We start from the raw sequence: 26,169 nt of genomic DNA, 5'->3' as shown, positions 1-26,169 counted from the left end.
ATGGCACTACCTTTAGGAAGATGACTAACCATCCATGGCAGCTCCGCATTGGATCCTCACGCCATCTTTCCTTACGGATGACAAGTCAGAGGCTGTCATTGCGAGCATGGATGCGTGGCAATCCATTTTATCAGGGATGATTGATTTAACGTCGTTGCAAAGCCTATATTTACAAGCTAATTCTTAAGGTAGTGTCATTAATTTACAGCTAGGACTATTGTCAAAATACAATGACGGTAGGGATCACTCAAAAGTGCAGGAAACTCAAGGGCAGAAATATTATAAAATAATTTGTGAGCGGCATACATCAGCGTGTAGTTTTATCAGTAATCACTGCGGTTGTCATCACGCCATTGACGTTGGTTGCGGTGCGTCCCATATCAATAATCGGATCAACGCCTTGCACAAGGGCGATGATATTAAATGGTAAACCAAGGGTTGCAAAGGTAACACCCGCTGCAATAAAAGCGGTTCCAGGGATGCCTGAGACACCCAATGACGCGATCATATTAATTGCACCAACTAATAAGATAATCTGCCAAGTAATCGGCTCACCCATGATCGTTAAGGTCATAACGACAAGCATTGCTGGATAAATACCGGCACAAGCATTCATGCCAATGGTAGCACCAATGCTCGGTGTGAAGTTTGAAACACTTTCAGATAGTTTTAAGCGATTGCCCAAGGCATCCATAGTTACTGGTAATGTACCAAAGCTTGAGCGAGTGGTAAAGGCAACCAGTAACGCGCGCCAAACATTTTTGTAATAATGAATTGGATTAACACCGCTTAGTGTAATCAATACAGTATGCATAACGATAACAATAAGCATGGCAATATACATTGCGTTAATAAAGTTGATCATTTGTATTAAGGTTGTTAATCCATGATCAAGTGTCATTTGGCTCATCAATGCAAATACACCATAAGGTGTCAGAGCGATAATCATGTTGGCAAGCTTTTTGGCAACAAAAAATGCTGAATGAATAAAGCTAATAAAAGGGGCTGCGATTTCTTGTTCTTGTTGATGGAGCTTTAACGTGGCAAAGCCAATTAAAGCCGCAAAAATAACCACGGCGATGACATTATTATCCGCCATGGCGGTAACAGGATTGCTTGGTAACATGCCCGTGATTGTATCCACAAGGTTATGGGCTTCTGGAGTATTTAAAGCACCAGAGAATGACATGCCAAAGCCAATATGCATCCATGAGCCGACTAATCCACCAATAACCGCACTAATGCCGGTAAGAAGTAGAATAATAACAACCGCTTTGGTGACCATTTTAATCAGATAAGATCCTTGATGATGACGCAGGTTAACAATCGCATGGATAATAGCAGTTAACACCAATGGGATAATTAACATCTTAAGTAAGCTAATATAAGTGTCACTAACTAAATTCAAGAGGCTATGTAAGGTGTCATTACCACTGCTTTGATTGAATAGCCGTAAAACGATACCGAAGACAACGCCGATGATTAAAGAGGAAACGGCACGAATGTTAAAACTGATTTTATAAAATTGTGCCAGTGCTAATAAGATTAATATCAGCAAAAAAATGGTTATGCTCACGTAGAGGGCTCCGTATGGTTATGAAATGATAAAGATAATCATTGGATAATGATAGGCGAGTTGTTTGGCGATAGCAAAACAAACAGTTGATATATTATTTATTAACAGTATAAGCAAAACTGATTAATCAGACGGATTGACTATTGTGTGGCATTGGTTGCTTGTTTGGCTTGACGATAACGCTTGATGTAACCAATCAATCGTCCAACAAAAAGTCCACTACATATCCCTGAGATACTAAGACTAATAAGGCTAAATGTAAATTGCTTGACAAGGGTTGGCTCTAACGCAAGTTTATAGTTGACATCGTATTTACTGATAAAGATGATGACCAATAAAACAAAGGTGAACCATCCTCCATGAAAATGAATAGATTTAGTTGGTACGATCACGTCATATTTACCATTTAATGCGATGATCAGTCCGGCACCAACGCCAACTAGTATCGCAATAATCCAGATGATAATATTGGTTAATGTCAATGGAAATACACTAACCAAGGTATCAAGTGATAGTAGCGTGAAAATGATTGGAATAATCAAGAGTTTCGTCAGTGATACTGTGCGTGGCTTAGTCGCTTTGATGCCAATAACAAGGCAGTAAATAAAAATCAGATAAACCCACCATGGGGTATAAATAAGCATGTCCCAAAAACTAATCGTGTTTGCATTCATTGATATTACTCCTTTAACTTGTTTTACTTATTCTTATTATAATTGCACTACTACCTTAAGAAGTAGCCTGTAAATAGAGGCTTTGCAACGAACTTAAATCCACCATCCCTGACAAAATAGATTGCCACGCATCCATGCTCGCAATGACATCCTATGACTTGTCATGCAGACGGGGTAGTCTTTAAAAAATCGCAAAGTGCGTAACTCCAGTTATTAGTTTGCTAAGCCATTCGGTGCGCTTAATATTTCAAATACTAAAGAGGTATGCCTATCAGCAGAATAATCAGCAAACCAATCATCATAAGGATAAGCATAACCGCGAAAAGCATTGGCGTGAATATTGTTAACATAACTGGAGTTGGCGCCAGTTGTACATGTTGCCGGTGTTCCATAAGCGCCAACGCAACCATATTGGTTAAAAATATCGGATGTTGGGCCAAAGGCGACACTGGCAACAGATCGTGGACTATAGCAACCAGCAAAGCTTGATAATGAGGTTGCAATAAAATTAGTACTGTTAAATTGTGATTGTTGCGCTTTCATTCCGCTATCAATAGTTTGGCATAATTGCTCAAGTGAAATGTTGTTTGGATTGAATGTTGATGCAGGGATTTGCTCATCAAAATAAGCGACTGCTTGTGTGGTATCACCTAATGCAAAGTCATAGGTGAAATAAGTGCCTGCTTGAGGGTAGAAGTTGTAGCGTGTGTTATAGCCATTGACCATTGAAACATCAATATTTGCTTGATTATGAATATCCGTAAGTGCTGGATAAGTTACCTCTAAAAGTGTTGCATATTCACCATATGTTCCGTCACTTACATTGCGCGTATTAATACTAGCAATTTGGAAATTATATGATGTTAGGCCAGCATCAGGAATGGCATAGTTATAGTTTGATTGACCATTTACTGTGAATGAACTGTCTTGACCACCACCGGTAACTTTTATGGTAACCGCTGAAGTGAGATTGTTCATAAAAACAATTTGTCGTGGTGGGTACGTTGGGGGCGTTGGTGTTACTTGTGGAGTAATACTTGGTAATGTGCCTGCAGCATAGGAAACATTAAGTTCATTACCACTGAGTTGAGGTGTGCTAATGCCAGGACAGCTGCCAGAGACGGCATTTGATGGAGACATCGTCAGCTCGCAGCCTCGGTAAGTTCCATTGCCATTAGGCGTAATAATTTGAAAAGTACCATTTGTATTTGTCGGCATTAAAAAAACCGGTTGTGCTAAGCTTTCAACATAAGCAATTAATTTCTGACCTTGATAAACATAGCTTGGAAATGTGGTGCCTGAAGGAAAGTTTAAGCGCCAGTAATTGGTGGTTCCTGGTTGTGGAGGATTGACTTGGATACTATATGCTTCTACTTGAAGGCTATTACCGGATTGGTAGCTTTGGTTATTATAGGTAGCAGTGGCTGATAGTGAGGCCAATAAATTGGTGTTTGTTGTATTAACATCTTTTACCGTAAAGATGCATTGGTTAGCAGTAATTTGCGTATTAACAAGTTGCAGATAGGCGCTAGCATCTCCTGAAATATTCAATGTGCAATTCGTGATTCCAGTGCCTTGAGTGCTTCCAAGATTAGAAAATGTTGCTTTATAAGTATAGCTTTGGTTGTAGTATTGATTGGTTGTGCCAGCAAGTGACAGTGCAGTGGTTGGTGGAGAGCCACTGCCACCACACCCAAAGAGGATTAGTGAAAATGCACTCATTGTGGATAGCGAAATTATTCGTGTATTGCGAATCATCAGAAACTCCTTATGCGATGACTTTATAGATAGATATGAGTCTAGCATCATTTTGAGTATTTACGAGCGGAACATCATGCCTAAACGTTAAATATCCTAAAATGGTTTATGGGTGGTATATATCCGCTGGATGTTTACTTGTGGTTATTCCCTTTAGCGCTACAATAAAGCTATGTATAGATAGGAAAGCGCATGGATATGACCGATACACCACTTGATTTATTGAATCGTCGTAAACTCTTTACTGAGAATATTTACCCTTATCAGGAAAAAATGCCAAGAAAGGTTTACGAGCAGCAGAAAACACAATTACAAATTGAGCTTTTGAAAATGCAGCAGTGGGTAAGATCAACAGGGCAAAAAGTACTGATTATCTTTGAAGGACGAGATGCAGCAGGTAAAGGGGGGACGATTAAGCGGATGATGGAGCATCTGAATCCACGTGGTGCGCGTGTTGTGGCATTAGAGAAGCCATCTGAACGTGAGCAGGGGCAGTGGTATTTCCAGCGCTATATTCGTCACTTACCAACCTCTGGTGAGATCGTTCTTTTTGATAGATCATGGTATAACCGCGCAGGTGTTGAAAAGGTAATGGGATTTTGCACGCCTGAGCAATATCAATTGTTTCTAACTCAAGCGCCAGATCTTGAGAAAATGCTCGTACAAAGTGGTATCAAATTATTTAAATTTTGGTTTTCAGTCAGTCAAAAAGAACAAAAAAGGCGTTTCCAATCACGTGCCGTGCATCCATTGAAGCAATGGAAACTAAGCCCGATTGATAAAGCGAGTTTGGATAAATGGGACGATTACACCGAAGCTAAAGAAAGTATGTTTTTGCATACCGATACTGAATTGGCACCGTGGACAGTGATTAAATCAGATGATAAAAAGCGCGCACGTATCAATGCCATGCGTTTTGTGTTATCACGACTGGATTACAAAAATAAAGATGTGAATATTGCGATTAAGCCTGATCCGCTCATTGTGGGTTTAGCCAGTGAGATTTATCCTGAATAATATAATACCCTATTGTACCCATGCACACTTTTCTGTCCCAACTATTCTAATAGTGAAAGTTAAGTATTTTTACCATTTCCCAAGTTTGCTATGATGGTGATTCTTGAACAGTAACTTCTGAATAAATTTATGATCCCTTCAAATGAAGCCTTGATAAAGCGCGCTGAATACATTAAAAAAATCCGCAAGTTTTTTGCCCTAAGAGGTGTGCTAGAAGTCGATACCCCTTTGTCTTATCCTTATCCTGTCAGCGATCCCTATATCGATGCATTTGCCATTAAGACTCAATCAGGCACGCGCTTTTTGCAAACTTCACCGGAATATGCAATGAAACGATTATTAGCGCAAGGCTCAGGGTGTATCTATCAGATTTGTAAGGCATTTCGTGATGACCCAAAAGCCAAATATCACAACCATGAATTTACGATGCTTGAATGGTATCGTTTGGGATTGGATGATGTGGCATTGCGTGAGGAGATCGCGCAAATGTTGTTTTTACTTAAGCCTCAAGCATCGATTGAGTATTTTAGCTATAAAGCATTATTTCAACAGTTGATAGGCATGAATCCACATACAGTGAGTTTAGATTCTTTACAAAAAGTACTTTATCAGCATGTGGGTGATATTGAGGGTTTAGCCAATCCAAATATCATTGAATGTTTAGATTTATTATTTACCCATGTGATAGAGCCAAAACTTAAAGCGCACCAATTTGTGTTTGTCTATGATTACCCACAAGTGCAAGCAGCCTTGGCGCGCGTGATGGCAGATAGTAGTGGGCAAATGGTTGCTAAGCGTTTTGAGCTTTTTTATCAAGGCGTTGAGTTAGCCAATGGTTATTATGAGTTAACCAGTGCGATTGAGCAAGACAGGCGCTTCCAAGATGATTTATACTTACGCCAAAGTCTTGGTAAAGCAGCCGTGCCGATTGACCAAGACTTGTTAGCCTGTCTTGATCAAATACCAGAGTGCTCAGGAGTAGCTTTGGGCTTGGATCGCCTTTTAATGTGTCTTGAGAATTATACTGATATACACGAAGTGCTATATTGCTAAGCGTAAAGCTTGAGCGTGAAGTCAATCAGCTATATGCTATGGCACAATGAAGCACATAAAATAAAAAATGGAAAAATAGATGAATAAATTAGAACAATTAAAACAAATGACCAAAGTCGTTGCCGATACGGGTGACTTTGCACAAATCGAAGCATATCAACCAGTCGATGCAACCACCAATCCAAGCTTGTTATTAAATGCGGCTAAAATGCCAACATATGATTATGTGATTGAACAAGCATTAGCAAAAAGTGCAAGCTTAAGTGGCCAGTCGCGCGTTGAGGAAGCGATGCTTGATATGGCAGTCAGTTTCGGCGTTGAGATTTTAAAGGTGATCCCCGGACGTGTTTCCACTGAAGTTGATGCGCGTTTATCGTTTGATACACAAGCAACGATTGATTACGCGCGTCGCTTAATTCATAAATATCAAGAAGCAGGTATTGATAAATCACGTGTGCTTATCAAGATTGCATCAACTTGGGAAGGGATTAAGGCCGCTGAGGTGCTTGAAAAAGAGGGCGTGAATTGTAACTTAACCTTGATGTTTAGCATTGCCCAAGCCATAGCCTGTGCTCAGGCTAACGTCTTTTTGATCTCGCCATTTGTTGGTCGTATTACTGACTGGTATATGAAAGAGCAGGGTGCAACAAGCTTCCCTGATGTGAGCGAGGATAATGGTGTGTTATCGGTTAAAGAGATCTACCAGCATTACAAGCGTTATGGTTATCAAACGATTGTAATGGGGGCAAGTTTCCGGCATGTTGGACAGGTCGAAGCTTTAGCAGGATGTGATGCATTGACGATTGCGCCAAGCTTATTACAGCAGTTACAACAGGATGATAATACGCTAAATAGGCAGTTAGTTGAGGTGGAGAAAACCAATCAACCAGATCAACAATTGACAGAAGGTGATTTCAGATGGGCAATGAATCAAAGCCCAATGGCAACGGAAAAATTAGCCGAGGGTATTCGTAAGTTTGCAGTTGATACAGTAAAGCTTGAAAAATTAATTGAACATAAATTAGGACTATAACCATACTATGCACAAGTCTATTGCGGTAAAAGTAGGTAATATCACTATCGGAGGTGGCGCACCAGTTGTTGTGCAGTCAATGACGGATACGGCGACTGCCGATATTGAAAAAACAGTGTCACAAATTTTAGCACTTCATCGCGCAGGAAGCGAGCTTGTGCGCATTACGGTTAATGATGAAGAAGCAGCTAAAGCCGTCCCTGAGATTAAAAAGCGCTTATTAGAAAAGGACTGTGATGTGCCTTTGGTTGGTGACTTTCACTACAATGGTCACAGACTATTAGCAGACTTCCCTGAGTGTGCCAAAGCATTGGATAAATATCGTATTAATCCAGGCAATGTTGGCTTTGGTCGCAAAAAGGACACGCAATTTGCTGAGATTATACAAAAGGCGATTGAATATGATAAGCCGGTGCGTATTGGTGTCAATTGGGGTAGCTTAGATCAAGCACTATTGGCAAAGTTAATGGATGAGAATAGTCAATTGACTGAGCCGTTATCTGCACGTGAGATTATGCATAAAGCATTAATTGATTCCGCTTTATCAAGTGCAGAGTATGCCGAACATCTCGGGCTTAAGTCTGACAAAATTATCGTATCATGCAAGGTCAGTGATGTTCAGGATTTGATTGAAGTCTATCAAAAGCTTGCACGTAAATGCCCGTATCCTTTGCACTTAGGGCTAACTGAAGCAGGGATGGGAATTAAAGGTATTGTTGCCAGTAGTGTAAGTCTTGGTTACTTATTACAGCAGGGTATAGGGGATACGATTCGTGTATCCTTAACACCAGAGCCTGGTGCGCCACGCACTCATGAAGTAAAAGTCTGTCGTGAGATTTTACAAACGATGGGGTTAAGAGCATTCACACCAACGGTTTCCTCGTGCCCTGGATGTGGACGGACAACCAGTAGTTTTTTCCGCGAGCTTGCCAATGACATTCAAAACTATCTCAGTGAACAGATGCCATTGTGGAAGCATCAATATATCGGCGTTGAAAACATGAAAGTTGCGGTAATGGGCTGTGTGGTCAATGGTCCTGGTGAGAGTAAGCATGCTAATATTGGTATTAGCCTACCAGGGACAGGGGAGGCACCAGTGGCTCCCGTGTTTATCGATGGACAGAAAAAGCATACATTAAGAGGTGAGCATATTGCTAAGGACTTTATGGCAATTGTTGATCAGTATGTTAAAGCAAAGTATCACCGAGATTAACAATGGACTTTAGCAAATATACTTTAATGAAGCAAAAGCTTGACGCATATCGTCCCTTGCCTAAAGAGATTGTGCATAACTTGCATGAAAACCTTATTTTAAACTGGACGTATCACTCCAATGCGATTGAAGGAAATACGCTGACACTTAAGGAAACAAAAGTCGCGCTTGAAGGTATTACTGTTGGTGGTAAAACATTAAGAGAGCATTTTGAGGCAATCAATCATAAAGAAGCCATTCTATATATTGAAACTTTGGTTAATGAGAATACGCCAATTAATGAGTGGGTGATTAAATCTTTGCATCAGTTGATTTTAAAGCAAATTGATAATGACAATGCAGGAAAATATCGACAAGTAAACGTACAAATTGTCGGTGCAACTCATGTGCCACCTGAGTATATCCATTTAGATGGTTTAATGTCTTCATTAATAAGTGACTATGCCTCATGGTGCAGTATGCATCCGATAGAAAAGGCGGCTCGTTTGCATAGTGAATTTGTAAAAATACACCCATTTATTGATGGTAATGGACGCACCAGTAGACTATTGATGAACTTAGTGTTAATGCAACATGGTTACCCGCCTGCGGTATTACCCGTAAGTAAGCGCTTGGAATATTATAATGCATTAGATGATGCCCATGTGAATCAGCATTACGCGCCTTTTTTACAATTAATTGCTGATATTGTTGAGGAGGCTTTTGCTAGCTACTGGTTTGCTTTGGGTGTTAATCATCCATAATTTATCTATTGATTTCAGGGAAAAGTATCAAGAGGAGTTTAATTATTATGACGGATCAAAAAAATCCTTACCCATTGTTATCAGAGCCTTTGGATTTGGGCTTTACAACTTTAAAAAATCGCGTGGTCATGGGATCAATGCACACCGGTCTTGAAGAACAAAAAGGTGGGTTTGAACGTTTGGCTTATTTCTACCAAAAGCGCGCTGAAGGTGGTGTTGGGTTAATCGTCACAGGAGGGGTAGCACCTAATATCTCAGGTTGGCTTTATCCCTTTGCCATTAAGCTGACTAATCAAAAGGAAGTTAAAAAACATCGATTAGTGACTGAGGCGGTACATAAAGCAGATGGCAAGATTTTGATGCAGATTTTACATGCTGGGCGTTATGGTTATCATCCTTTGTGTGTTAGTGCTTCAAAGCTTAAAGCACCGATGAATAAGTTTAAACCCAGAGCATTAAGTAACTATGGCATTAAACGCACGATTAAACATTTCGCGCGTGCCGCTAAACTTGCCAAAGAGGCAGGGTATGATGGCGTTGAGATCATGGGTTCTGAAGGGTATTTGATTAATCAATTTCTTGTTGAGCATACCAATAAACGTCAAGATAAATGGGGTGGCAGCTTTGACAATAGAATGCGTCTGCCGCTTGAAATCATCAAAGCGACACGTGATAAAGTTGGTGATGATTTTATTATTATGTTTCGTTTATCGATGCTTGACTTGATTGATAAGGGAAGTAGTTTTGATGAGGTTGTCACTTTAGCTAAAGCGCTAGAAAAAGCAGGAGTCACCATTATCAATTCAGGCATTGGTTGGCATGAAGCACGTATTCCAACGATTAGCACACAAGTGCCACGTGCCGCCTTTGTACCAATTACTGAGGAAATTCGTAAGCATATTAATATTCCTATCGTTTGTGTTAATCGCATCAATACACCACAAATAGCTGAAGATATTTTGCAAAAGCAAAAGGCAGACCTTGTTTCAATGGCGCGTCCATTATTAGCTGATCCTGACTTTGTTAAAAAAGCGCAAACTAACCAATCACAAGCGATTAATACCTGTATTGCGTGTAATCAAGCATGTTTAGATCATGTCTTTGTTGGCAAACAGGCTTCTTGTTTGGTTAACCCTTATGCTTGTAATGAGAGCATAATGCAATCCAATCCTGCAATGAATAAAAAGAGCATTGCTGTGATTGGTGCGGGACCCGCCGGGTGCGCTGCTGCCATTGAGCTTGCTAAACGCGGGCATCAAGTCGATCTATATGAGGCATCCAACAAGGTTGGTGGGCAGTTTAAATTAAGTGCAAAAACGCCGGGTAAAGAGGAGTTCTCTGAAGCATTACGCTATTTTGACTATCAATTGAAAGCAAATGAGGTCAATGTCAAGCTTAATACCAAGGTTAATGCTGATGATTTAAAATCGCTAAATTATAATGAAATAGTGATTGCTTCAGGTGTTGTACCAAGGATGCCTAAGATTGAAGGTATTGATCATTCGATGGTTATTAACTATATGCAGCTATTAAATGGTGAGGTTGCAGCGGGTAAAAAGGTGGCAGTCATTGGTGCCGGTGGCATTGGTTTTGATGTGTCTGTTTTCTTGGTGTTTGCCGGTAAAAAAATTGGTGAGAATATGCAAGGTTATTATCGCGAATGGGGGGTTGATGTGACGTTGGCGCATCGAGGGGGGTTGACCAAGCCACATGAATCCATGCCGGCAGCTGAAGTTTATCTATTGCAGCGCAAAGATGAAAGGCTAGGCAAGCGTCTAGGTAAAACAACCGGCTGGATTCATCGAACAACCTTAAAGCATCAAAAGGTTAAGATGTTAAGTGGGGTAAGTTATGACAAAATTGATGATGCCGGTTTGCATATCACACTTAAGGGTGAGAAGAAATTACTTGACGTTGATCAAGTGGTGATTTGTGCCGGACAAGAATCCGATAGATCGCTATACAATGACTTAATAGCGCAAGGTGTCAAAAATGTGCATATTATCGGAGGTGCGCATGTTGCCGCAGAGGTTGATGCTAAACGTGCGATTAAAGAGGCGACTGAGTTGGCGCTAATGCTTTAGTTAAATCCTAAATTTTTGGCGTCATTAAGTCCTGGAATGTCATTGATGGATAACACGCCTGAAATCTGATCTTTTGGTGTGACCTTCAGCCCCGAGTTTAATTGCGCTGGCGTATGTGCCGTAAAATCCATCTTTGTTAGATCATATTCAACAAAGCCATTATTTAAGGTGTTTTGTTTGATACGGTCGCGATCATAATATAATAGATCGCGATAATAAATACGTTTATTATCAAGGTCTTTAATCGACTGCCATAAAGTTGCCGTGGCCTCATAGTAAGGCACGGTGACACTTGAGAGAATCGTCTTGGCTTGATACAGCGCTTGATCCGTATTTTGCGGAGTGGGTAATTCACGCGTGAGAATACTTGCGCGCACAAAGCGCGAAGCAGAAGTATAATCTCCAGGCATGCCAAGAAGACCGGCATCTTCAGGTTGAGCGTATTTGACCACGGTTTTGTAATCAGGAATAAAGCCTGCAAATGGCAGACTTGCCTTAGCATATTTATCATTTAACGTTTTATAGTGTGTCAAATTTTTAATTTGCCATTCATAATCAGGTGCATTGGTAAGTACATTCGTGGCATGGTCATAAATAATGGTTTTACCATCGATAAACTCAATGACGGCACTGTGTCCTGTTTTATCACGAATCACAATATGTAACGGTATATCTTTGATATATAAGCCGCCGGTGGCATACATTGCTGATTCAACCAATTGATATCGCATAATAAGCTTTAATGCGTCACGGGTTGTGTTTGCCATACCTAAGATAAAGTTGGATAAATCATAAATACCAAGTGCCGGACGCCGGTCATGAGGATTGTATTTTGGATATGAGCTACCCGGTAAATAAAGCGCTGCGATACTGACCCCTTGTGTATTTATGCCATCGGTTAAAGTATAACCAATAAAACCTAAGCGTCCAAAAAAACCATACTTATTCTGCCAATGAGCAAGCTTATCTGTAGGCACTTGATTGCGATTGGCAATAAGATTCGTTGTATTCTCAACATCAAGATATCCAGTATAAAAGCTAAAAGCACGAGAAGTGATGTGTGTGAGGTTAATATCCGTTTGAAATAGTTTTTGATACCAACTATAAGTTTCAAAGCTTTGAGTATATAGTTTTAATGGAAAATCAAGTGTGCGCGCCGTGACATGAAAAGGCGATTTATTGATAAAAATATCAGTACAGCTCAAACCAAACTGAATATATCCTAACACTAGAATGCTTAAATAGCGCATGTAAAATCCTTTTATATCTGTGACTGTATAAAGTATAGCTATTGCATCAAAATTGCCAATAGAATAACAAAACCAACCCAGTGATTATCTGAAAATGCCTTAATACACTGGGCAATGCCGCCTTTCTGCCATGTCTTATGCTGATAGAAAAATAACACGGCAATAATGACTAAGGCTAAGTAAAAGACAACATTGTAGTGTTGTAATATGCCAAAGGTTGCTAAGCAGATAATGGTTAATATCTGGAAAATCATCATGATCAATAGATTATGTTTGCCAAAGGTAATAGCAGTGGAGTGCAAGTTAAGTGTTAAATCATCGTCTTTATCAGCTAACGCATACATCGTGTCATAAGAGATTGTCCAAAAAATGGTGGCAAGATATAACACCCAAGCAGATAAAGGCACTTGATTGATCTGGGCGGCATAAGCCATGATAATACCAAAGTTAAAGGCGAAGCCTAACACCAGTTGCGGGATAGCAAAGAAGCGTTTAAAAAGCGGGTAGCTAAGCGCCAATATGACAGCAATCAGTGACAGCAAGATAGTCATAAGGTTAAGCTGTAACACAAGAATAAACGCGATAAGAAGTAAAAATACACCAACAAAAGCAGCTTGTTTAACGGTGATGTCCCCTGTTGCTATGGGGCGCGTGGCAGTGCGCTTGACTTGCCCGTCAAAGTCGCGATCAGCAATGTCATTAAAAATGCATCCAGCAGTGCGCATGATAACCACCCCAAGGACAAAGATAACAAAAACTTTCAAACTAGGTAGCGCAGGAGTCGCTGCAAAAAGCCCCCATAAAGTGGGATAAAGAATGATTAAGATCGGGATTGGGCGATGCAGGCGCATCAAATAAAAATAAGCTTTCATATATAGTGGTATTAGTATTATTTATGGTTTGTTGTTAAGTATATCTGTTTTAGTTTAGGTTTACACAGGTGGTATATGCACAAAAAACTCTTCAATTAATAACTGATGCTCAGAGTCAAGTGTGAAAATTGATGCGCGTACCCATAATGGATTGGCAAGAAAGCTGTCATTTAAGTTAAGTTTGTGCTTTAAGAGATCAAATGGACAGTGTTTGACATAGAATTCACTGCGTGTGATGTGCGTGTTTTTAAATAAAAAATGCTCACCTATGGAGTTATTACCTAATGAGTCAAAACAGTCTTGATAACGTTTATAGGTGTTTTGTGGGATAATCGTCCGTCCAAAAACATAAGTTTTATCTTGATGATGGTGTTTAATCAGGCGAATACGACTTGAACGCTCATTTAAGTTCAAAAGCTCAGCTTCATCGTCATCCATCGGTGCATGATATTCAGCAATGCACTTTAAGTCTATGTCGGGTATCGACTGAGCTAAGGTCACGCTCAAGCGTTTGACATCAAACAGCCAGTGCTTAATCTCAGCAGGTAGTGTAATTGTTTCTTTCGTATTCCAGTGGCTTGTCATAGTGCAGAATAAATTGCCAAAAAAATTTGGCTAAGGGTATCATAGAATATTGAGTGTAACCAATAGTTGTGGCATACATTTTTAAGTTACGTCAGTGCTCTTAAAGATCTGGTGTTATTTTAAACAAATTAACTTCAAATAGTTCTGTACCTTTTTGTTTATTCAGGTACAATGTCGCCTTGAATTTATCAACAACATACTCGTCGCGTATCGTTTGTAGTCGTTTAAAACGCAGAAGGGGCAGTGATGGGTATCATAACTTTTGGGTTTTAAATTACTATGAATACCGAGAATAATGAGTCTCAAGAATTAAGCTTTCATAATTTGGGCTTAAACGAAAAGCTAATGTCCGCTATTGAAGCGATGGGTTACCAAACGCCCACACCAATTCAAGCAAATACTATTCCGTTTGTATTGCAAGGTCGTGATGTATTAGGGCAGGCGCAAACTGGAACGGGTAAAACGGCAGCATTTGCATTACCACTTCTAAATAACATGGATTTATCTGGCAAAGAACGTATGCCACAAGTGTTGGTGTTAACACCAACACGTGAGCTTGCGATTCAGGTTGCTGAAGCGTTTGAATCTTTTTCTAAAAATATTGCCAAGCTTGAAGTTGTTTCTATTTATGGTGGCCAGGAATATGGTCGTCAAATTCAGGCATTGCGTCGCGGTGTACAGGTCGTTGTCGGTACGGCAGGACGTGTGATGGATCATATGCGTAAAGGCACATTAAAGCTAGATGCGTTAAAAGCATTAGTATTAGACGAAGCCGATGAAATGCTACGTATGGGCTTTATTGATGATGTTAAATGGGTGTTGTCACATACGCCTGAAGCATGTCAGCGTTTATTATTCTCAGCAACCATGCCACGTGATGTATTAAATATTGTCAATGAATACTTGCGCGAGCCATGTAAAGTACAGATCAAAACAAAAGCAGCAACTGCCAAAACAATTAAACAGCGTTTCTTGGTCGTTAAAGGTTTATCTAAATTAGATGCACTTGATCGTATATTAGAAGTTGAAGACACGGATGGTGTGATGGTGTTTGTCAAAACCAAAACCTCAACCATTGAAGTGGCAGATGGCTTAAAAGCACGCGGTCACTTAGCTGCAGCAATCAATGGTGATATCCAACAAAACCAGCGTGAATATATAATCGATCAGTTAAAAGCTTCTAAAATTAACATTCTTGTGGCAACAGATGTTGTCGCACGTGGTCTGGATGTTGAGCGTATTAGCCATGTAATCAACTATGATCTACCGCAAGATAATGAAGCCTATGTACACCGTATTGGTCGCACGGGACGCGCTGGACGTGAAGGGGATGCAATCTCATTGATTTATACCAGAGACTTACGTCAAATACGCATGCTTGAGCGTGTTATTCGTCATACGATGGAAGAAATGCAGTTACCAAGTGCGAAAGAAATTACTGAAAAACGTGTTGCGCGTTTCAAACATGAAACAGCTGAGATTATCCGTCACAAAGACTTAAGTAAGTTTAAAGAGTTAATGCAAGATTTTGCGACTGAGTATGGTACGGAAGCCGATGATATAGTGGCAGCCCTTGCTTTTTTAGCGCAAGGCGACAAAAAACTTTTTGTTAAAGAAATTCAGGTTCAAGAGTCAAGAAGGTCAGAAAGATCTGATCGTTTTGATCGTTCAGAGCGCGGCGGACGTGATGGTCGTCGAGGTGATAGAAATGATCGCTTTAGCAATCGTCGTGATGAGCGTGGCGGTCGTGATAGAGGGGCGCGTCGCTCACCAGATATGGATATGACGACGTATCGCATCGAGGTAGGTCGCAGTGATGGCGTTGAACCGCGCAATATCGTTGGCGCCATTGCCAATGAAGCGGGTATTAATAGTCGCAATATCGGACATATCAAATTATTCGATCAATTTAGTACCGTTGACCTACCGAGCGATACACCAAAGAATGCTATCGAGCATCTAAAGAAAGTGTGGGTAGCTGGTAAGAAACTGGAAATCAAAGAAGATAAAAGATAATTGTTGAGACATAGGGGCGTATGCAATATGTGGGCGTATGCCATACGCCCCTACGGAAGTGTTGGCTGAGCGTAAGTCGAAGCCATAGTGCGATTATATCTTAAATTCACCCTTCTACCCTGCTCAGGGTACGGTTTATAGCTAACATTGGCTGAGTGTAAGTCGAAGCCAAGATATGCAAAGTAATTCTTCGGGTTGTAGAATAATTTCCGCTTTAAAATAATTTCAATATTTTTTCATTTTTCCTGTGTGATCTGGATGAAAACCCAGCCAAGCTATGCTATGTTAACGCCATTTAAACGGGGCGTATCCTGTATATACTTAGCATAATTCAGCGGGTTATTATCTGGAGTATTCCGTTTTGTATCGATTTTTCATTATGTGTGAAAGAGAGATCTAATCATTTAATGATGGGTGTTACAGCAACAAGGAGATTGGAATGAGTAAAATGGATATCACGACAAATCCAGCGGGAACACGTGGATTTAGTTTCTTGGAATTTGTCAGCACAACGCCACAAAAAATGCGTGATTTGTTTAGCCTTTTGGGTTTTACCTTGGTTGGGCAGCATAAAACCAAAACTATTGAGCTATGGCAACAAAATGATATTTTCTTTTTGTTGAATAACGAATCACAAGGTTTTGCTAAAGCGTTTAAAGAGACACATCAATCGGGCGCATGTGGTATGGGCTTTGTGGTTGAAAATGTTGAGCATGCGTTAGCGCATTGCATCAAAAAAGGAGCCAAATTAAAAACGCAAAATACTGATGACTGGCATGGACAAAGTATTGAGGTTATTCATGGTATTGCCGATACTAAGCTTTACTTAACGGATTATGCTTCAATTATTGATAGTGGGTTGTTTGAAATGATTCCTGATGCGAAACATCAGATGCAACACAATGAGTGTGGATTGTTATATATCGATCACCTGACACATAATGTCTTTCGCGGCAATATGGATAAATGGGCAAATTACTACATTGATCTATTTAATTTTCGTCAAATTCGCTATTTTGATATTGAAGGAAAGCTCACGGGGTTATTGAGTCGAGCGATGACGAGTCCGTGCTTAAAAATCAAAATTCCAATCAATGAATCTGCCGATGATCATTCGCAAATCGAAGAGTTTTTACGTGAGTTTAATGGTGAGGGTATTCAGCATATCGCTTTGGAAAGTCAGGATATCTTTGCGACGGTTGAAAAACTAAAAGATTCAGGCGTTGAGTTTATGCATACGCCTGATAGCTATTACACCAAAACGCATGAGCGTCTGCCGTATCATCCAGAGTCCGTTGAGCGCATGCAGAAAAATCGTATTCTAATTGATGGTGCGCCAACTAAAGAGGGCGGCTATTTATTGCAGATTTTCACCAATACCGTGATTGGTCCGGTATTTTTTGAAATCATTCAGCGCAAAGGTGATGATGGCTTTGGTGAAGGCAACTTCCAAGCACTGTTTGACTCAATTGAGCTTGATCAAATTGAGCGTGGCGTGTTAAGTACCCAAGAGCATAAATAATTAAGGACATAAGATGATTTTATATGATTATTTTCGTTCATCCGCAAGTTTTCGTGTACGTATTGCTTTGCAACTTAAAAAGATCAGTTACGAATCAAAAGAGATACATTTAATCAATCATGGTGGCGAGCAATTCTCAAGCGCCTATAAAGCAATTAATCCGCAATCACGCGTCCCTTCTCTACAAGATGGTAATCTCATTATCACGCAATCGTTGGCAATGATTGATTATTTAGAAGATAAGTATCCTAAACCTTCAATCTATCCAATTGATCCCGTATTGAAGGCTAAGGTTAAAGCTTTTGCTTTGACGATAGCTTGTGATATTCATCCCTTGAATAACTCAGGAACACTTAATTTTATGAAGGCTGAATTTGCAGCCAATGAAGCACAAATTAAGAAATGGTATGCGCATTGGGTGCAATTAGGTTTTATAGCCTTAGAGCAAACGCTACAACAAACGGCAGGTAAATATTGTTTTGGTGATGAAATTACTTTGGCGGATATCTGCCTTATCCCACAAGTGTTTAATGCCAAGCGCTTCAATGTGGATATCAGCAGCTTTCCAACGATTCAGAGAATCTATGCGCATGCTATGAAGCATCCGGCATTTTTTGATGCCTCGCCTGAGCAGGTTATGCTTAAGGAGGATGAATAAAATGGTGGATTACCAGCTGGGGTTTCATAGTTACTTTGCAAGTGAGGCACTTAAAGGTGCATTGCCTAAAGACCGTAACTCACCACAAGTAGCCCCCTTTGGCTTATACGCTGAGCAAGTCAATAACAGTGCTTTTACTGCGCCACGCGCGCAAAATTTCAAAGCATGGCAGTATCGTATTCGCCCATCGGTGTTACATAGCCCAAAATTCACATTAGTTAAGAATACTTTATTGCGCAATCAATATTATCGTGATGATGTGTTAACGCCTCCTGAGCAGATGCGCTGGAGTGCTTTAGCTACACCGTCGCAAGATACTGACCTTATGAATGGCTTGGTAACAATGATGTATAACGAGGCAGCAGCAGTGCACTTATATGCGATCAACCAATCGATGGAGAATCGTTATTTTTACAGTGCTGATGGTGATTGGCTTTATGTGTTGCAACAAGGGCGCCTGCGTTTTAAAACAGAATATGGTGTCATTGAAGCAAAACCGCATGAGGTGGTCGTTATTCCACGCGGTGTGCGTTACGCTGTCGAATTACTTGATGAGCACGCACGTGGTTATATTTGTGAATCTAATGCAAGTACGTTTTATTTACCAGAGCGTGGTCCCATTGGTGCGAATGGCTTAGCTGAAGAGCGCCATTTCTTGGCACCTGTTGCCTCATTTGAGGATAAAACCCAAAAGGCTCTGTTATATTGCCAATACCAAGGGCGATTGTGGCAAGGTCAGATTAACCACTCCCCTTTAGATGTTGTTGCATGGCATGGCAATTTATACCCGTATAAATATGATCTTGATCTATTTTGCCCTGTGAATACCGTGCTCAAAGATCATGCTGATCCCAGTATCTTTACAGTACTTACCGCACCATCATTCAATACGGGCACGGCAAATGTTGATTTTGTCATTTTCCCACCGCGTTGGGTAGTGGGAGAAGACACCTTTTAGACCACCTTATTATCATCGCAATATCATGAGCGAATGCATGGGACTACTAACGGGTGTCTATGATGCTAAAGGTGAAGGGTTTCAGCCAGGAGGTGTGAGTGTACATAATCCGATGTCAGCACATGGTCCTGATTATGATACATTTACTCATGCATCACAGGCTAAGCTTAATCCCGTGCGCTATCAAAACACCATGGCGTTTATGTTTGAATCACGCCTGCCATGGCAATTAACCGAGTTTGCGTTAATGAGTGATTTACGTCAGCCTAATTATCTGAATTGTTGGTCATCATTAAAAGCACAGTTTACAAAAGAGGTCATCGAATAATGTTAACAATCAAAGCGAACAATCCTAACTTAAAATCATTTATTGAAATAGATAAAGACAGTCACTTTCCCATTCAAAATCTGCCTTTTGGTATTTTTAGCAAAACGGGCGAAGATAAAACTAAAAAACGTATTGGTGTTGCTATTGGGCAATATGTTTTTGATGTTAAAGCTGCTTATAGCGAGGACTTGCTGAGTGATTTTGATCTTGATTTGACACAAATAAGTGCCTTGAATGATCTATTTCAATATGGACGTGAAAGGGTGCGTGAATTAAGGCAGATTATCAGTGATTTATTAAATACTGAAACAGCCGTCTTACGTGATAATAAATCATTACAAGATAAAGTGCTCATCAAGCAAAGCGATTGCACACTTTATTTACCGATTGATGTTAAAGGCTTTACGGACTTTTATTCCTCACGTGAGCATGCTGAGAATGTCGGTAAGATGTTTCGTGATAAAGATAATCCGTTATTACCCAACTGGTTGCATTTACCGGTTGCCTATGATGGGCGAGCGGGAAGCGTTGTGGTCAGTGGTACACAAGTCGTGCGTCCAAATGGACAAATCAAACCAAATCCTGATGAAGCACCGATCTTTAGTCCATCTAAAGCCTTAGATGTTGAGGTGGAAATGGGGGCGATTATTGGTATGCCTTCACAACATGGACAACCGGTTACAATTGACCAAGCGCCTGAGCATGTAATCGGTATGGTGATTGTCAATGATTGGAGTGCGCGTGATATTCAAAAATGGGAATATCAGCCATTAGGTCCTTTCTTATCAAAAAACTTTGCAACTTCTATTTCGCCATGGGTTGTGACCTTAGATGCATTAGAGCCATTTCGTGTGCCATCACCAAAACAAGAGACTGACGTTTTAAGTTATCTCAAACGTAAAGAAAATTGGGCAGTGGATGTTGAGCTGCAATTATCGATTAAACCAGCTAAAACGCTAAATTATGAACTAATCTCAACCACTAATTATAAATATATGTATTGGGATATGATGCAGCAGCTAGCGCATCATAGTGTCAATGGTTGTCCGATGGTGACAGGGGATATCTTGGCATCAGGAACCATAAGCGGCAAAACAAAGGATAGCTTGGGTTGTTTCTTAGAAATTACCGAAGGTGGTAAGCACCCAGTTATTTTGAGAAATGGCGATGAGCGCGTGTTTTTACAAGATGGTGACGTTGCACGTATAGCAGGATTTTGCCAAGGAAATGGTTATAAAGTAGGTTTTGGCGAGCTTGTTGGCGAAATTGTGCCATTTTCAGCTACACTTACAAACAACAACGCTCAAAGGGAGAATGGGCATGAAAACAAACAGCAAGTATGTTTCTAAAAAGCCAGATTATCGTGGGTTTGTTGTCTATGATGAAATAGAAAACAACACTTGGCAAACACTGATGGAAGCACAACTTAAGATTATTCAAGGGCGTGCTTGTGATGAATATTTAAAAGGTTTGGAATTTCTTGATTTTCCAGTTAATCGTATTCCACAGATTCCTGAGATCAATGAAAAACTGCAGAAAGTCACAGGCTGGGCGGTTGAGCCGGTGCCTGCATTGATTGGTTTTGATCGTTTTTTTAAGTTATTATCTGAGCGAAAGTTCCCATGTGCAACCTTTATTCGCACGCCAGAGGAGCTTAAATATTTACAAGAGCCAGATATATTTCATGAGCTATTTGGTCATTGTCCGATGTTAGCTCATCCGGTTTATGCTGATTTTATGCAGCGCTATGGAGAGTTGGGTGTTGGGCAAACGCCTGATGTTCAAAGGTTATTAGCACGCTTTTATTGGTTTACTGTTGAATTTGGTTTAATTAACACCCCGCAAGGTTTGCGTTGTTATGGCGGTGGGATTTTATCGTCAATGGGTGAGACGGTTTATGCACTTGAAGACCCTAAGGTGCGTTATGAACGATTTGATGCTTTAAATATATTAAGAACGCCATATCGTATCGATATTTATCAACCGGTTTATTACATCGTCCATTCATATGAAAGCATTTATAACGTATTAAAGGACGACTTTATTGATTTAATTAAAAAATCTCAGGCCTTGCCAGAGTTTAGTGCACTTTTCTCAAAAAAAGAAAAACCATTAGAAGACGAAGGGATTGAGTTGATTGAATAAAAAGCAGTATGTGATGTGAAGACCTATGCAATCTAAGGGCGTATTCAATACAAGGGCGTATGCAATACGCCCCTACGATTTTTGAAAATTTAAGGAGAAATCATGGAAAATTTACTAGATAAGAAATGCCAAGTTTGTGAATATGGTGACTTTACACCAATGACAATTAAAGAGGCTCAAAGCTATTTGCAAAAACTGCCATTGTGGCAGTTAAGCGCATGTGGCAAGAAGATAACACGAACAGTTGAGTTCAAAGGCTTTTATAAAACCATGGCGTTTGTTAATGCTGTGGCATGGGTTGCCAATAGTGAAGGACATCACCCAGATCTGGAAGTGAGTTTCAATCGTTGTGTGGTGCATTTCACAACACATGCTGTTGATGGCTTGACGGAAAATGATTTTATTTGTGCCGCTAAAGTCGATGCGTTATTAGCTTAATGATTGAATATGTAATGAGCCAAGAATAAGTTGCAACGCCTTGCACCTCTGCCCTTGTGGGATTGCTCGTGCAGCTTAAGCTGCGCGGGTGAGGTGGATAATTGAAGTTCAGCTTATCTTTGCATTATCACTACATGTGTGAGGGTGTATAGATACAAGGGCGTATACAATACGCCCCTACGGTTAGAAAAGGAGATTTTAGTAAAGTTTAAAAAGCAAAAGGAATAAAGGGAATAAAAATGAATTTAACGGATTTTCAAAATAGTGTGGTTGATCGTTTACAGCATTTCTCGCAACAGGAACCCGAGATTACCTTTCAGTGGAAAGATAAACGCTCTACTGCACGCGGTTTTTTAGTGATTAACTCGTTGCGTGGTAATGCTGCAGGTGGCGGTACACGTGTGCATGAGCATATTACTTTAGAAGAAGTCACCACATTAGCTAAAATTATGGAGATTAAATTTGCGCTATCAGGACCTGCAATTGGCGGGGCGAAAACGGGTATTCGTATTGACCCAGATCATCCTGAAAAATATGCGATTCTTGAGCGTTGGTATGAGGCCATTCGTCCCTTATTAACCGAATATTATGGTACAGGTAGTGATTTAAATACTGATATTCATAAGATTAATCATTTGTTGCGTGGTTTAGGAGTCGATAACTCACAACAAGGGATTATTCACGCATTTTGTCAGGGGGACCACTTTAAAACGCAAGCAGCTTATCACAATATGCACTTGCTAAACGCCAGTGTTAAAGTGGGGCAGGCAGATATTAAACTTGCTGAAATGGTCACAGGTTTCGGTGTGGCACAAACAGCGATTGCTTATTATCATGCGCGCAATGAAAGTATTCAAAATAAGCGTATTTATATTCAAGGTGCGGGCAATGTAGGTGCAGCCGCTGCTTTTTATTTGCATCAGGCAGGTGCTGTAATTGTTGCAATGACTGATCGGGATGCTGGCGTTATTCGTGATAAAGGGTTAAGCGAGCATGAAATCAATCAGGTTGTTAAAAGCCGCAGAGTGCTTAATGTATTAACGGATAATCTGACACATCAAGAGTTTAACCAACAACTCATATCTGCGAATATTGACGTATTAATCCCCGCAGCTGGATCTAATATTGTTGATAAAGACTTTATTAATCAAATGCAAAAATCAGGACTTGAACTTATTGTATGTGGCGCAAACCATCCATTTGTTGAAAATGAATACTGTTATGGGTTGTGCTCACAATATGTCGATGGCAAGCTTGCAGTAGTGCCTGATTTCCTTGCCAATATGGGCATGGCGCGAACTTTTTATACGATGATGTCAACGCCTGAAGATAAAATATCAGTTGATTATATTTTTGAAGATATAAAAACCATTATGCATAATGCAATAGATAAAGCATTTACGATGACCGGCGGACGTTTATTAACAGCAAGCCTTTATGATCTTGCGTTAACGAATATTGATTTGCCAGATAAAACAGCCAACTTTCTAAAGCAATCGGCTAAGAAAAATCAAGACAATCACACGCCGGGCATTGCAATTCTTTAGTTTTCTAATCCACTTCCTAAAACCCATAATTAAGTTGATGCTCACACGCATAGGCATTGGCAAGACGTTTGACGAGCAAAAGGTTTCTAAAAGTAGTTTCAACAAGATTCATATCTAATTGTTTATCAATGCACCACTGTTTAAAGACCTCACCATCATTCAATCCAAGGTTCAGGCGGATGATATTGAGTGAGCGCATAAAGCCAAGACCGGTTAATGCAATGCCTGTACGCTTTAATTGACATAGTGCAAACGCGCAGATGTTAACTGGCCACTGCGTCAGCTTGTTAAGTTCTTGCGCTTGATGAGCGATATCTAAATCGGAATGTTTAAAATCATCTTGATCATGCATCCTCTGCAAAACAAATAAAAGGGCAGCAAACTCATCACTGCAAAAAGTGTCTTGTTTTAGTTTGTTAAGCGGAATGGTGGAAGGGGTTGTGAACGATGTTCTGTCTTCTTGTGTTTTTGTCTTATCTATAATGTCAGCTAATTGCGTGATGCACTGATAGGCATCGTTATATTTTGCATTGACATAATGCGTTTTCAGTAGATTAAATGCATCAGCGGTTAACGTGCTTTGTAAAGCCTGCCAAGTGCGACGTTTATAAAAGATATTGTGCGCGCTATTAAAAAGTTCATAAGCAGCTTGCTGTGTGCATAGCTTGTTATCGATAAGGGCATCGCAGGTTGCGCGAATATTAATACTAGGAATTGTTTGTATCATCTCATCACCCAAGCGATAGTAGTTAATTGCTACCTCACTATCATCATCGGTGATATTTTTTTTATAACATTCATAGGCAAAACCCGAACCAATCATACCAAAAGCATCAAGCTCAGCAGCACGCAAAGCGCCCATTGATGCTGCACCAATGACGGTAATTCCTTTTTCAAGTGCACAAAGAATCTCTTTATGCCAAACCGAGTTAGTGAAATCAAAATTGCCATCAATAAGAATAATAATGTTACTCCCTGGAATGACGCGTAATATATCGCCTGTTTTCGCTGAAGTATGCAGACGTGCATGCGGCAGATGTGTTTTAATCTCAGCATGAGTGATGCTTGTCTCGGCAAAAACATCGATCTGAAGTTTGGTTAGATCAAGCATTATCAAGCACCTCCTGTTTGACCAAAATGGATTTTAAAAAGGTGAGTTTCTCACTGTGATAAACATGAATGAGTGCATCTTGTTGGGCTTTGCGAAGAGCGCCCTTAAGTAGCACTAATGCCTCAGTTATGCTATTGGTTTTATGCTCAGAAATTTCACTAAAGCTGATTTCATAAGCTTCTGGATTAAGCTTAAGGTTTGATTTCTCATAAGCATGTTTAAATAAGTCATCACGAGATCCGGCAATGGTAGTAACTTTGGATTGGATGGCTTCAGTCAATGCGCGATTAAGGGCAATCTCTTTGTTAAGATGCGCACCATAACCTGAAAAAACCATTTGATTGGCTGTTTTATCTTTGCTTTGGATTAGGCAACCAACCACTGGAATGCCATAAGGGTTCGGATAATATTTGAATTCGACATGATGAAGTAAGGCGATTTTGTCATAAAAAATGTGCTCAATATCGAGTTTAAATTGCTGACTCTTTAAAGCAGTACTTTTGCGTTCAATGCACTCCAATAAGCTGTGCACTAAGGCTTCGTCATAACTATTACCCGAGGCAATACCCGTGGTATCAGTCGCTTGGATTACAACATCAGGGTGTCCCGAGTCAATGGATATAAATTGAAAGGGTAGATAATAGCCTTGATCGGTTAGAAAGCTTTTACCTTGGCACCAATTATGCTCTTTATCGTCTTGATAAACAATGTTGCTAGAGAGTTGATTGGGTGAGATAAAGTGACTGCTTTTCTCAAATGGTTTGTCATATAACTTAGCCTTAACTTCTTCAGCAAAGTATAGTTCAAGTGCTTCCATATAAGCGCTGACTTTTGCTGCATCATGTGAAAATGACTTACCTTGACTGGTTGATAGTGATTTACCCAATGGACGAATAGAGGTGTATACCGGGATTTTACTATCATCAAGATCCGTTAAATTAGCCAGACGTGTAATCTTGGCTTGAGGTAAATAAGCTTTAATGATTTCTAATGTTTCAAGCGGCGTTTTAATACGCAGTGCGCTATCTAAAGTCGACATATTGTATGTATTTTTTATTGTATTAAGAAATGGTCATTATACATGAGTCATAAACAATATTTATGACTAAAGTAGCAAAAGCTTAAAATTATTTGCTTTAAAGTCTTTTAGGAGGTTCTTAGAAAAATGGTTGGAGTTCAACGCTGATCCTTGCCGAGTATTCCGTTGCTTGCTAACTGGGGGAGGGGCAGTTTCGCGGCAGATTGATTGGGGACAATCTCATTCGCTGAACTCATAACTCGAGTATAACGATCATTAGTGTCTAGACAAGTAAAAAGCAGGAGAAATACGATAAATACTGTCAAAAAAGACAGAATTGACTGTATATCAATCTTTTTTGAACTGATGTTTGATTGCTTTGCAATCCGTTTTATGCTGCATCGCAAAATTAAGCCACAAACGACTATCAGCATTCCTATGTTGATAGTCATTCGAGAACACTGCCCCCAGTGTTGTTACCCCCACGCTGACTTTTAAAATCTAGCAAGCAAGTTTCTTGATGAAGAAACAAAGATAAGCGGATGTTAGCATGTAATTTGATTTATGGCA

The 26,169-nt window shown here is 40.0% G+C and carries 24 protein-coding genes; 16 read left to right on the top strand and 8 right to left on the bottom strand.

Features of this window, described 5'->3' with window-relative positions; genetic code table 11:
• The first annotated feature begins 34 nt into the window (after nucleotides 1–34).
• Entirely contained in the window at nucleotides 35–187 is a 153-nt protein-coding gene (locus ACZ5V8_RS07095; RefSeq protein WP_464217231.1) for a hypothetical protein, read from the top strand.
• Nucleotides 188–307: 120 nt separating this feature from the next.
• On the opposite strand, the gene ACZ5V8_RS07090 is transcribed toward ACZ5V8_RS07095, so the two are convergent.
• The 3 genes from ACZ5V8_RS07090 to ACZ5V8_RS07080 form a co-directional block, all read right to left on the bottom strand.
• Nucleotides 308–1,576, bottom strand: coding sequence for a cation:dicarboxylate symporter family transporter (locus tag ACZ5V8_RS07090; RefSeq protein WP_464217230.1), 1,269 nt, complete (start codon nucleotides 1,574–1,576; stop codon nucleotides 308–310).
• A gap of 140 nt (nucleotides 1,577–1,716) precedes the next feature.
• Nucleotides 1,717–2,250, bottom strand: a complete 534-nt coding sequence (locus tag ACZ5V8_RS07085; protein ID WP_464217229.1) for a DUF6622 family protein — start codon at nucleotides 2,248–2,250, stop codon at nucleotides 1,717–1,719.
• 213 nt (nucleotides 2,251–2,463) lie between these two features.
• Nucleotides 2,464–4,008, bottom strand: a complete 1,545-nt coding sequence (locus ACZ5V8_RS07080) for a hypothetical protein (RefSeq protein WP_464217228.1) — start codon at nucleotides 4,006–4,008, stop codon at nucleotides 2,464–2,466.
• A 198-nt stretch (nucleotides 4,009–4,206) separates the two neighbouring features.
• On the opposite strand from ACZ5V8_RS07080, the gene ppk2 reads away from it, so the two are divergent.
• From ppk2 to ACZ5V8_RS07050, 6 genes are all read left to right on the top strand, one after another.
• On the top strand, nucleotides 4,207–5,025 hold the full coding sequence (gene ppk2, locus ACZ5V8_RS07075) for a polyphosphate kinase 2 (protein ID WP_440617057.1): 819 nt from the start codon (nucleotides 4,207–4,209) through the stop codon (nucleotides 5,023–5,025).
• 129 nt (nucleotides 5,026–5,154) lie between these two features.
• Nucleotides 5,155–6,078, top strand: a complete 924-nt coding sequence (gene epmA / locus ACZ5V8_RS07070) for an EF-P lysine aminoacylase EpmA (RefSeq protein WP_464217227.1) — start codon at nucleotides 5,155–5,157, stop codon at nucleotides 6,076–6,078.
• Nucleotides 6,079–6,157: 79 nt separating this feature from the next.
• Nucleotides 6,158–7,111: a transaldolase gene (gene tal / locus ACZ5V8_RS07065; RefSeq protein WP_464217226.1), complete on the top strand. Its 954-nt coding sequence runs from the start codon at nucleotides 6,158–6,160 to the stop codon at nucleotides 7,109–7,111.
• 7 nt (nucleotides 7,112–7,118) lie between these two features.
• Nucleotides 7,119–8,324, top strand: coding sequence for a flavodoxin-dependent (E)-4-hydroxy-3-methylbut-2-enyl-diphosphate synthase (gene ispG / locus ACZ5V8_RS07060; protein ID WP_464217225.1), 1,206 nt, complete (start codon nucleotides 7,119–7,121; stop codon nucleotides 8,322–8,324).
• Between the two features lie 26 nt (nucleotides 8,325–8,350).
• Nucleotides 8,351–9,067: a Fic family protein gene (locus tag ACZ5V8_RS07055; RefSeq protein WP_464217224.1), complete on the top strand. Its 717-nt coding sequence runs from the start codon at nucleotides 8,351–8,353 to the stop codon at nucleotides 9,065–9,067.
• A 47-nt stretch (nucleotides 9,068–9,114) separates the two neighbouring features.
• Complete coding sequence (locus ACZ5V8_RS07050; protein ID WP_464217223.1) at nucleotides 9,115–11,151, top strand: FAD-dependent oxidoreductase; 2,037 nt, start codon at nucleotides 9,115–9,117, stop codon at nucleotides 11,149–11,151.
• Here the strand turns inward: ACZ5V8_RS07050 and ACZ5V8_RS07045 are convergent.
• Genes ACZ5V8_RS07045 through ACZ5V8_RS07035 form a run of 3 tightly spaced genes read right to left on the bottom strand, consistent with a single transcriptional unit; the run spans nucleotide 11,148 to nucleotide 13,858 of the window.
• Entirely contained in the window at nucleotides 11,148–12,401 is a 1,254-nt protein-coding gene (locus ACZ5V8_RS07045) for a linear amide C-N hydrolase (protein ID WP_464217222.1), read from the bottom strand. The genes ACZ5V8_RS07050 and ACZ5V8_RS07045 overlap by 4 nt on opposite strands.
• A gap of 38 nt (nucleotides 12,402–12,439) precedes the next feature.
• Nucleotides 12,440–13,273: a 4-hydroxybenzoate octaprenyltransferase gene (ubiA, locus tag ACZ5V8_RS07040; protein WP_464217221.1), complete on the bottom strand. Its 834-nt coding sequence runs from the start codon at nucleotides 13,271–13,273 to the stop codon at nucleotides 12,440–12,442.
• Nucleotides 13,274–13,333: 60 nt separating this feature from the next.
• Nucleotides 13,334–13,858, bottom strand: a complete 525-nt coding sequence (locus ACZ5V8_RS07035) for a chorismate--pyruvate lyase family protein (RefSeq protein WP_464217220.1) — start codon at nucleotides 13,856–13,858, stop codon at nucleotides 13,334–13,336.
• A 279-nt stretch (nucleotides 13,859–14,137) separates the two neighbouring features.
• Here ACZ5V8_RS07035 and ACZ5V8_RS07030 point away from each other — a divergent pair, with 279 nt between their 5' ends.
• From ACZ5V8_RS07030 to ACZ5V8_RS06990, 9 genes are all read left to right on the top strand, one after another.
• Nucleotides 14,138–15,874: a DEAD/DEAH box helicase gene (locus ACZ5V8_RS07030; RefSeq protein WP_464217219.1), complete on the top strand. Its 1,737-nt coding sequence runs from the start codon at nucleotides 14,138–14,140 to the stop codon at nucleotides 15,872–15,874.
• A 439-nt stretch (nucleotides 15,875–16,313) separates the two neighbouring features.
• Nucleotides 16,314–17,396: a 4-hydroxyphenylpyruvate dioxygenase gene (gene hppD / locus ACZ5V8_RS07025; protein ID WP_464217218.1), complete on the top strand. Its 1,083-nt coding sequence runs from the start codon at nucleotides 16,314–16,316 to the stop codon at nucleotides 17,394–17,396.
• 13 nt (nucleotides 17,397–17,409) lie between these two features.
• Complete coding sequence (maiA, locus tag ACZ5V8_RS07020; RefSeq protein ID WP_464217217.1) at nucleotides 17,410–18,054, top strand: maleylacetoacetate isomerase; 645 nt, start codon at nucleotides 17,410–17,412, stop codon at nucleotides 18,052–18,054.
• Nucleotide 18,055: 1 nt separating this feature from the next.
• A complete protein-coding gene (locus ACZ5V8_RS07015; protein ID WP_464217216.1) occupies nucleotides 18,056–19,012 on the top strand; it encodes a homogentisate 1,2-dioxygenase in 957 nt (318 codons plus the stop codon).
• Nucleotides 19,013–19,049: 37 nt separating this feature from the next.
• Nucleotides 19,050–19,340, top strand: a complete 291-nt coding sequence (locus ACZ5V8_RS07010; protein WP_464217215.1) for a homogentisate 1,2-dioxygenase domain-containing protein — start codon at nucleotides 19,050–19,052, stop codon at nucleotides 19,338–19,340.
• On the top strand, nucleotides 19,340–20,689 hold the full coding sequence (gene fahA, locus ACZ5V8_RS07005; RefSeq protein WP_464217214.1) for a fumarylacetoacetase: 1,350 nt from the start codon (nucleotides 19,340–19,342) through the stop codon (nucleotides 20,687–20,689). The genes ACZ5V8_RS07010 and fahA overlap by 1 nt, the downstream gene beginning before the upstream one ends.
• Nucleotides 20,661–21,485, top strand: a complete 825-nt coding sequence (phhA, locus tag ACZ5V8_RS07000; protein ID WP_464217213.1) for a phenylalanine 4-monooxygenase — start codon at nucleotides 20,661–20,663, stop codon at nucleotides 21,483–21,485. The genes fahA and phhA overlap by 29 nt, the downstream gene beginning before the upstream one ends.
• A gap of 102 nt (nucleotides 21,486–21,587) precedes the next feature.
• Entirely contained in the window at nucleotides 21,588–21,923 is a 336-nt protein-coding gene (locus ACZ5V8_RS06995; RefSeq protein ID WP_440617727.1) for a 4a-hydroxytetrahydrobiopterin dehydratase, read from the top strand.
• Nucleotides 21,924–22,162: 239 nt separating this feature from the next.
• Nucleotides 22,163–23,470, top strand: a complete 1,308-nt coding sequence (locus ACZ5V8_RS06990; protein ID WP_464217212.1) for a Glu/Leu/Phe/Val dehydrogenase dimerization domain-containing protein — start codon at nucleotides 22,163–22,165, stop codon at nucleotides 23,468–23,470.
• A 16-nt stretch (nucleotides 23,471–23,486) separates the two neighbouring features.
• On the opposite strand, the gene ACZ5V8_RS06985 is transcribed toward ACZ5V8_RS06990, so the two are convergent.
• Both ACZ5V8_RS06985 and ACZ5V8_RS06980 read right to left on the bottom strand, forming a co-directional pair.
• Entirely contained in the window at nucleotides 23,487–24,581 is a 1,095-nt protein-coding gene (locus tag ACZ5V8_RS06985; RefSeq protein WP_464217211.1) for a TfuA-like protein, read from the bottom strand.
• Nucleotides 24,574–25,620: a YcaO-like family protein gene (locus ACZ5V8_RS06980; protein ID WP_464217210.1), complete on the bottom strand. Its 1,047-nt coding sequence runs from the start codon at nucleotides 25,618–25,620 to the stop codon at nucleotides 24,574–24,576. The genes ACZ5V8_RS06985 and ACZ5V8_RS06980 overlap by 8 nt, the downstream gene beginning before the upstream one ends.
• Nucleotides 25,621–26,169: the final 549 nt, after the last annotated feature.

It is taken from the genome of Cysteiniphilum sp. GTC20157, from assembly GCF_055396795.1.
This window is presented reverse-complemented; position numbering and strand designations above follow the sequence as displayed.

What these genes read in the sequence shown, in the direction of transcription:
- ACZ5V8_RS07080 (WP_464217228.1), bottom strand. Translation starts at nt 4,008, where the DNA reads ATGATTCGCAATACACGAATAATTTCGCTATCCACAATGAGTGCATTT.
- ppk2 (WP_440617057.1), top strand. Translation starts at nt 4,207, where the DNA reads ATGACCGATACACCACTTGATTTATTGAATCGTCGTAAACTCTTTACT.
- ACZ5V8_RS07045 (WP_464217222.1), bottom strand. Translation starts at nt 12,401, where the DNA reads ATGCGCTATTTAAGCATTCTAGTGTTAGGATATATTCAGTTTGGTTTG.
- ACZ5V8_RS07035 (WP_464217220.1), bottom strand. Translation starts at nt 13,858, where the DNA reads ATGACAAGCCACTGGAATACGAAAGAAACAATTACACTACCTGCTGAG.
- ACZ5V8_RS07085 (WP_464217229.1), bottom strand. Translation starts at nt 2,250, where the DNA reads ATGAATGCAAACACGATTAGTTTTTGGGACATGCTTATTTATACCCCA.
- ACZ5V8_RS06985 (WP_464217211.1), bottom strand. Translation starts at nt 24,581, where the DNA reads ATGCTTGATCTAACCAAACTTCAGATCGATGTTTTTGCCGAGACAAGC.
- ACZ5V8_RS07015 (WP_464217216.1), top strand. Translation starts at nt 18,056, where the DNA reads ATGGTGGATTACCAGCTGGGGTTTCATAGTTACTTTGCAAGTGAGGCA.
- epmA (WP_464217227.1), top strand. Translation starts at nt 5,155, where the DNA reads ATGATCCCTTCAAATGAAGCCTTGATAAAGCGCGCTGAATACATTAAA.
- ubiA (WP_464217221.1), bottom strand. Translation starts at nt 13,273, where the DNA reads ATGAAAGCTTATTTTTATTTGATGCGCCTGCATCGCCCAATCCCGATC.
- ACZ5V8_RS06995 (WP_440617727.1), top strand. Translation starts at nt 21,588, where the DNA reads ATGGAAAATTTACTAGATAAGAAATGCCAAGTTTGTGAATATGGTGAC.
- ACZ5V8_RS07030 (WP_464217219.1), top strand. Translation starts at nt 14,138, where the DNA reads ATGAATACCGAGAATAATGAGTCTCAAGAATTAAGCTTTCATAATTTG.
- tal (WP_464217226.1), top strand. Translation starts at nt 6,158, where the DNA reads ATGAATAAATTAGAACAATTAAAACAAATGACCAAAGTCGTTGCCGAT.
- ACZ5V8_RS06990 (WP_464217212.1), top strand. Translation starts at nt 22,163, where the DNA reads ATGAATTTAACGGATTTTCAAAATAGTGTGGTTGATCGTTTACAGCAT.
- maiA (WP_464217217.1), top strand. Translation starts at nt 17,410, where the DNA reads ATGATTTTATATGATTATTTTCGTTCATCCGCAAGTTTTCGTGTACGT.
- ACZ5V8_RS07055 (WP_464217224.1), top strand. Translation starts at nt 8,351, where the DNA reads ATGAAGCAAAAGCTTGACGCATATCGTCCCTTGCCTAAAGAGATTGTG.
- hppD (WP_464217218.1), top strand. Translation starts at nt 16,314, where the DNA reads ATGAGTAAAATGGATATCACGACAAATCCAGCGGGAACACGTGGATTT.
- fahA (WP_464217214.1), top strand. Translation starts at nt 19,340, where the DNA reads ATGTTAACAATCAAAGCGAACAATCCTAACTTAAAATCATTTATTGAA.
- ACZ5V8_RS07050 (WP_464217223.1), top strand. Translation starts at nt 9,115, where the DNA reads ATGACGGATCAAAAAAATCCTTACCCATTGTTATCAGAGCCTTTGGAT.
- ACZ5V8_RS06980 (WP_464217210.1), bottom strand. Translation starts at nt 25,620, where the DNA reads ATGTCGACTTTAGATAGCGCACTGCGTATTAAAACGCCGCTTGAAACA.
- ispG (WP_464217225.1), top strand. Translation starts at nt 7,119, where the DNA reads ATGCACAAGTCTATTGCGGTAAAAGTAGGTAATATCACTATCGGAGGT.
- ACZ5V8_RS07095 (WP_464217231.1), top strand. Translation starts at nt 35, where the DNA reads ATGGCAGCTCCGCATTGGATCCTCACGCCATCTTTCCTTACGGATGAC.
- phhA (WP_464217213.1), top strand. Translation starts at nt 20,661, where the DNA reads ATGAAAACAAACAGCAAGTATGTTTCTAAAAAGCCAGATTATCGTGGG.
- ACZ5V8_RS07010 (WP_464217215.1), top strand. Translation starts at nt 19,050, where the DNA reads ATGGGACTACTAACGGGTGTCTATGATGCTAAAGGTGAAGGGTTTCAG.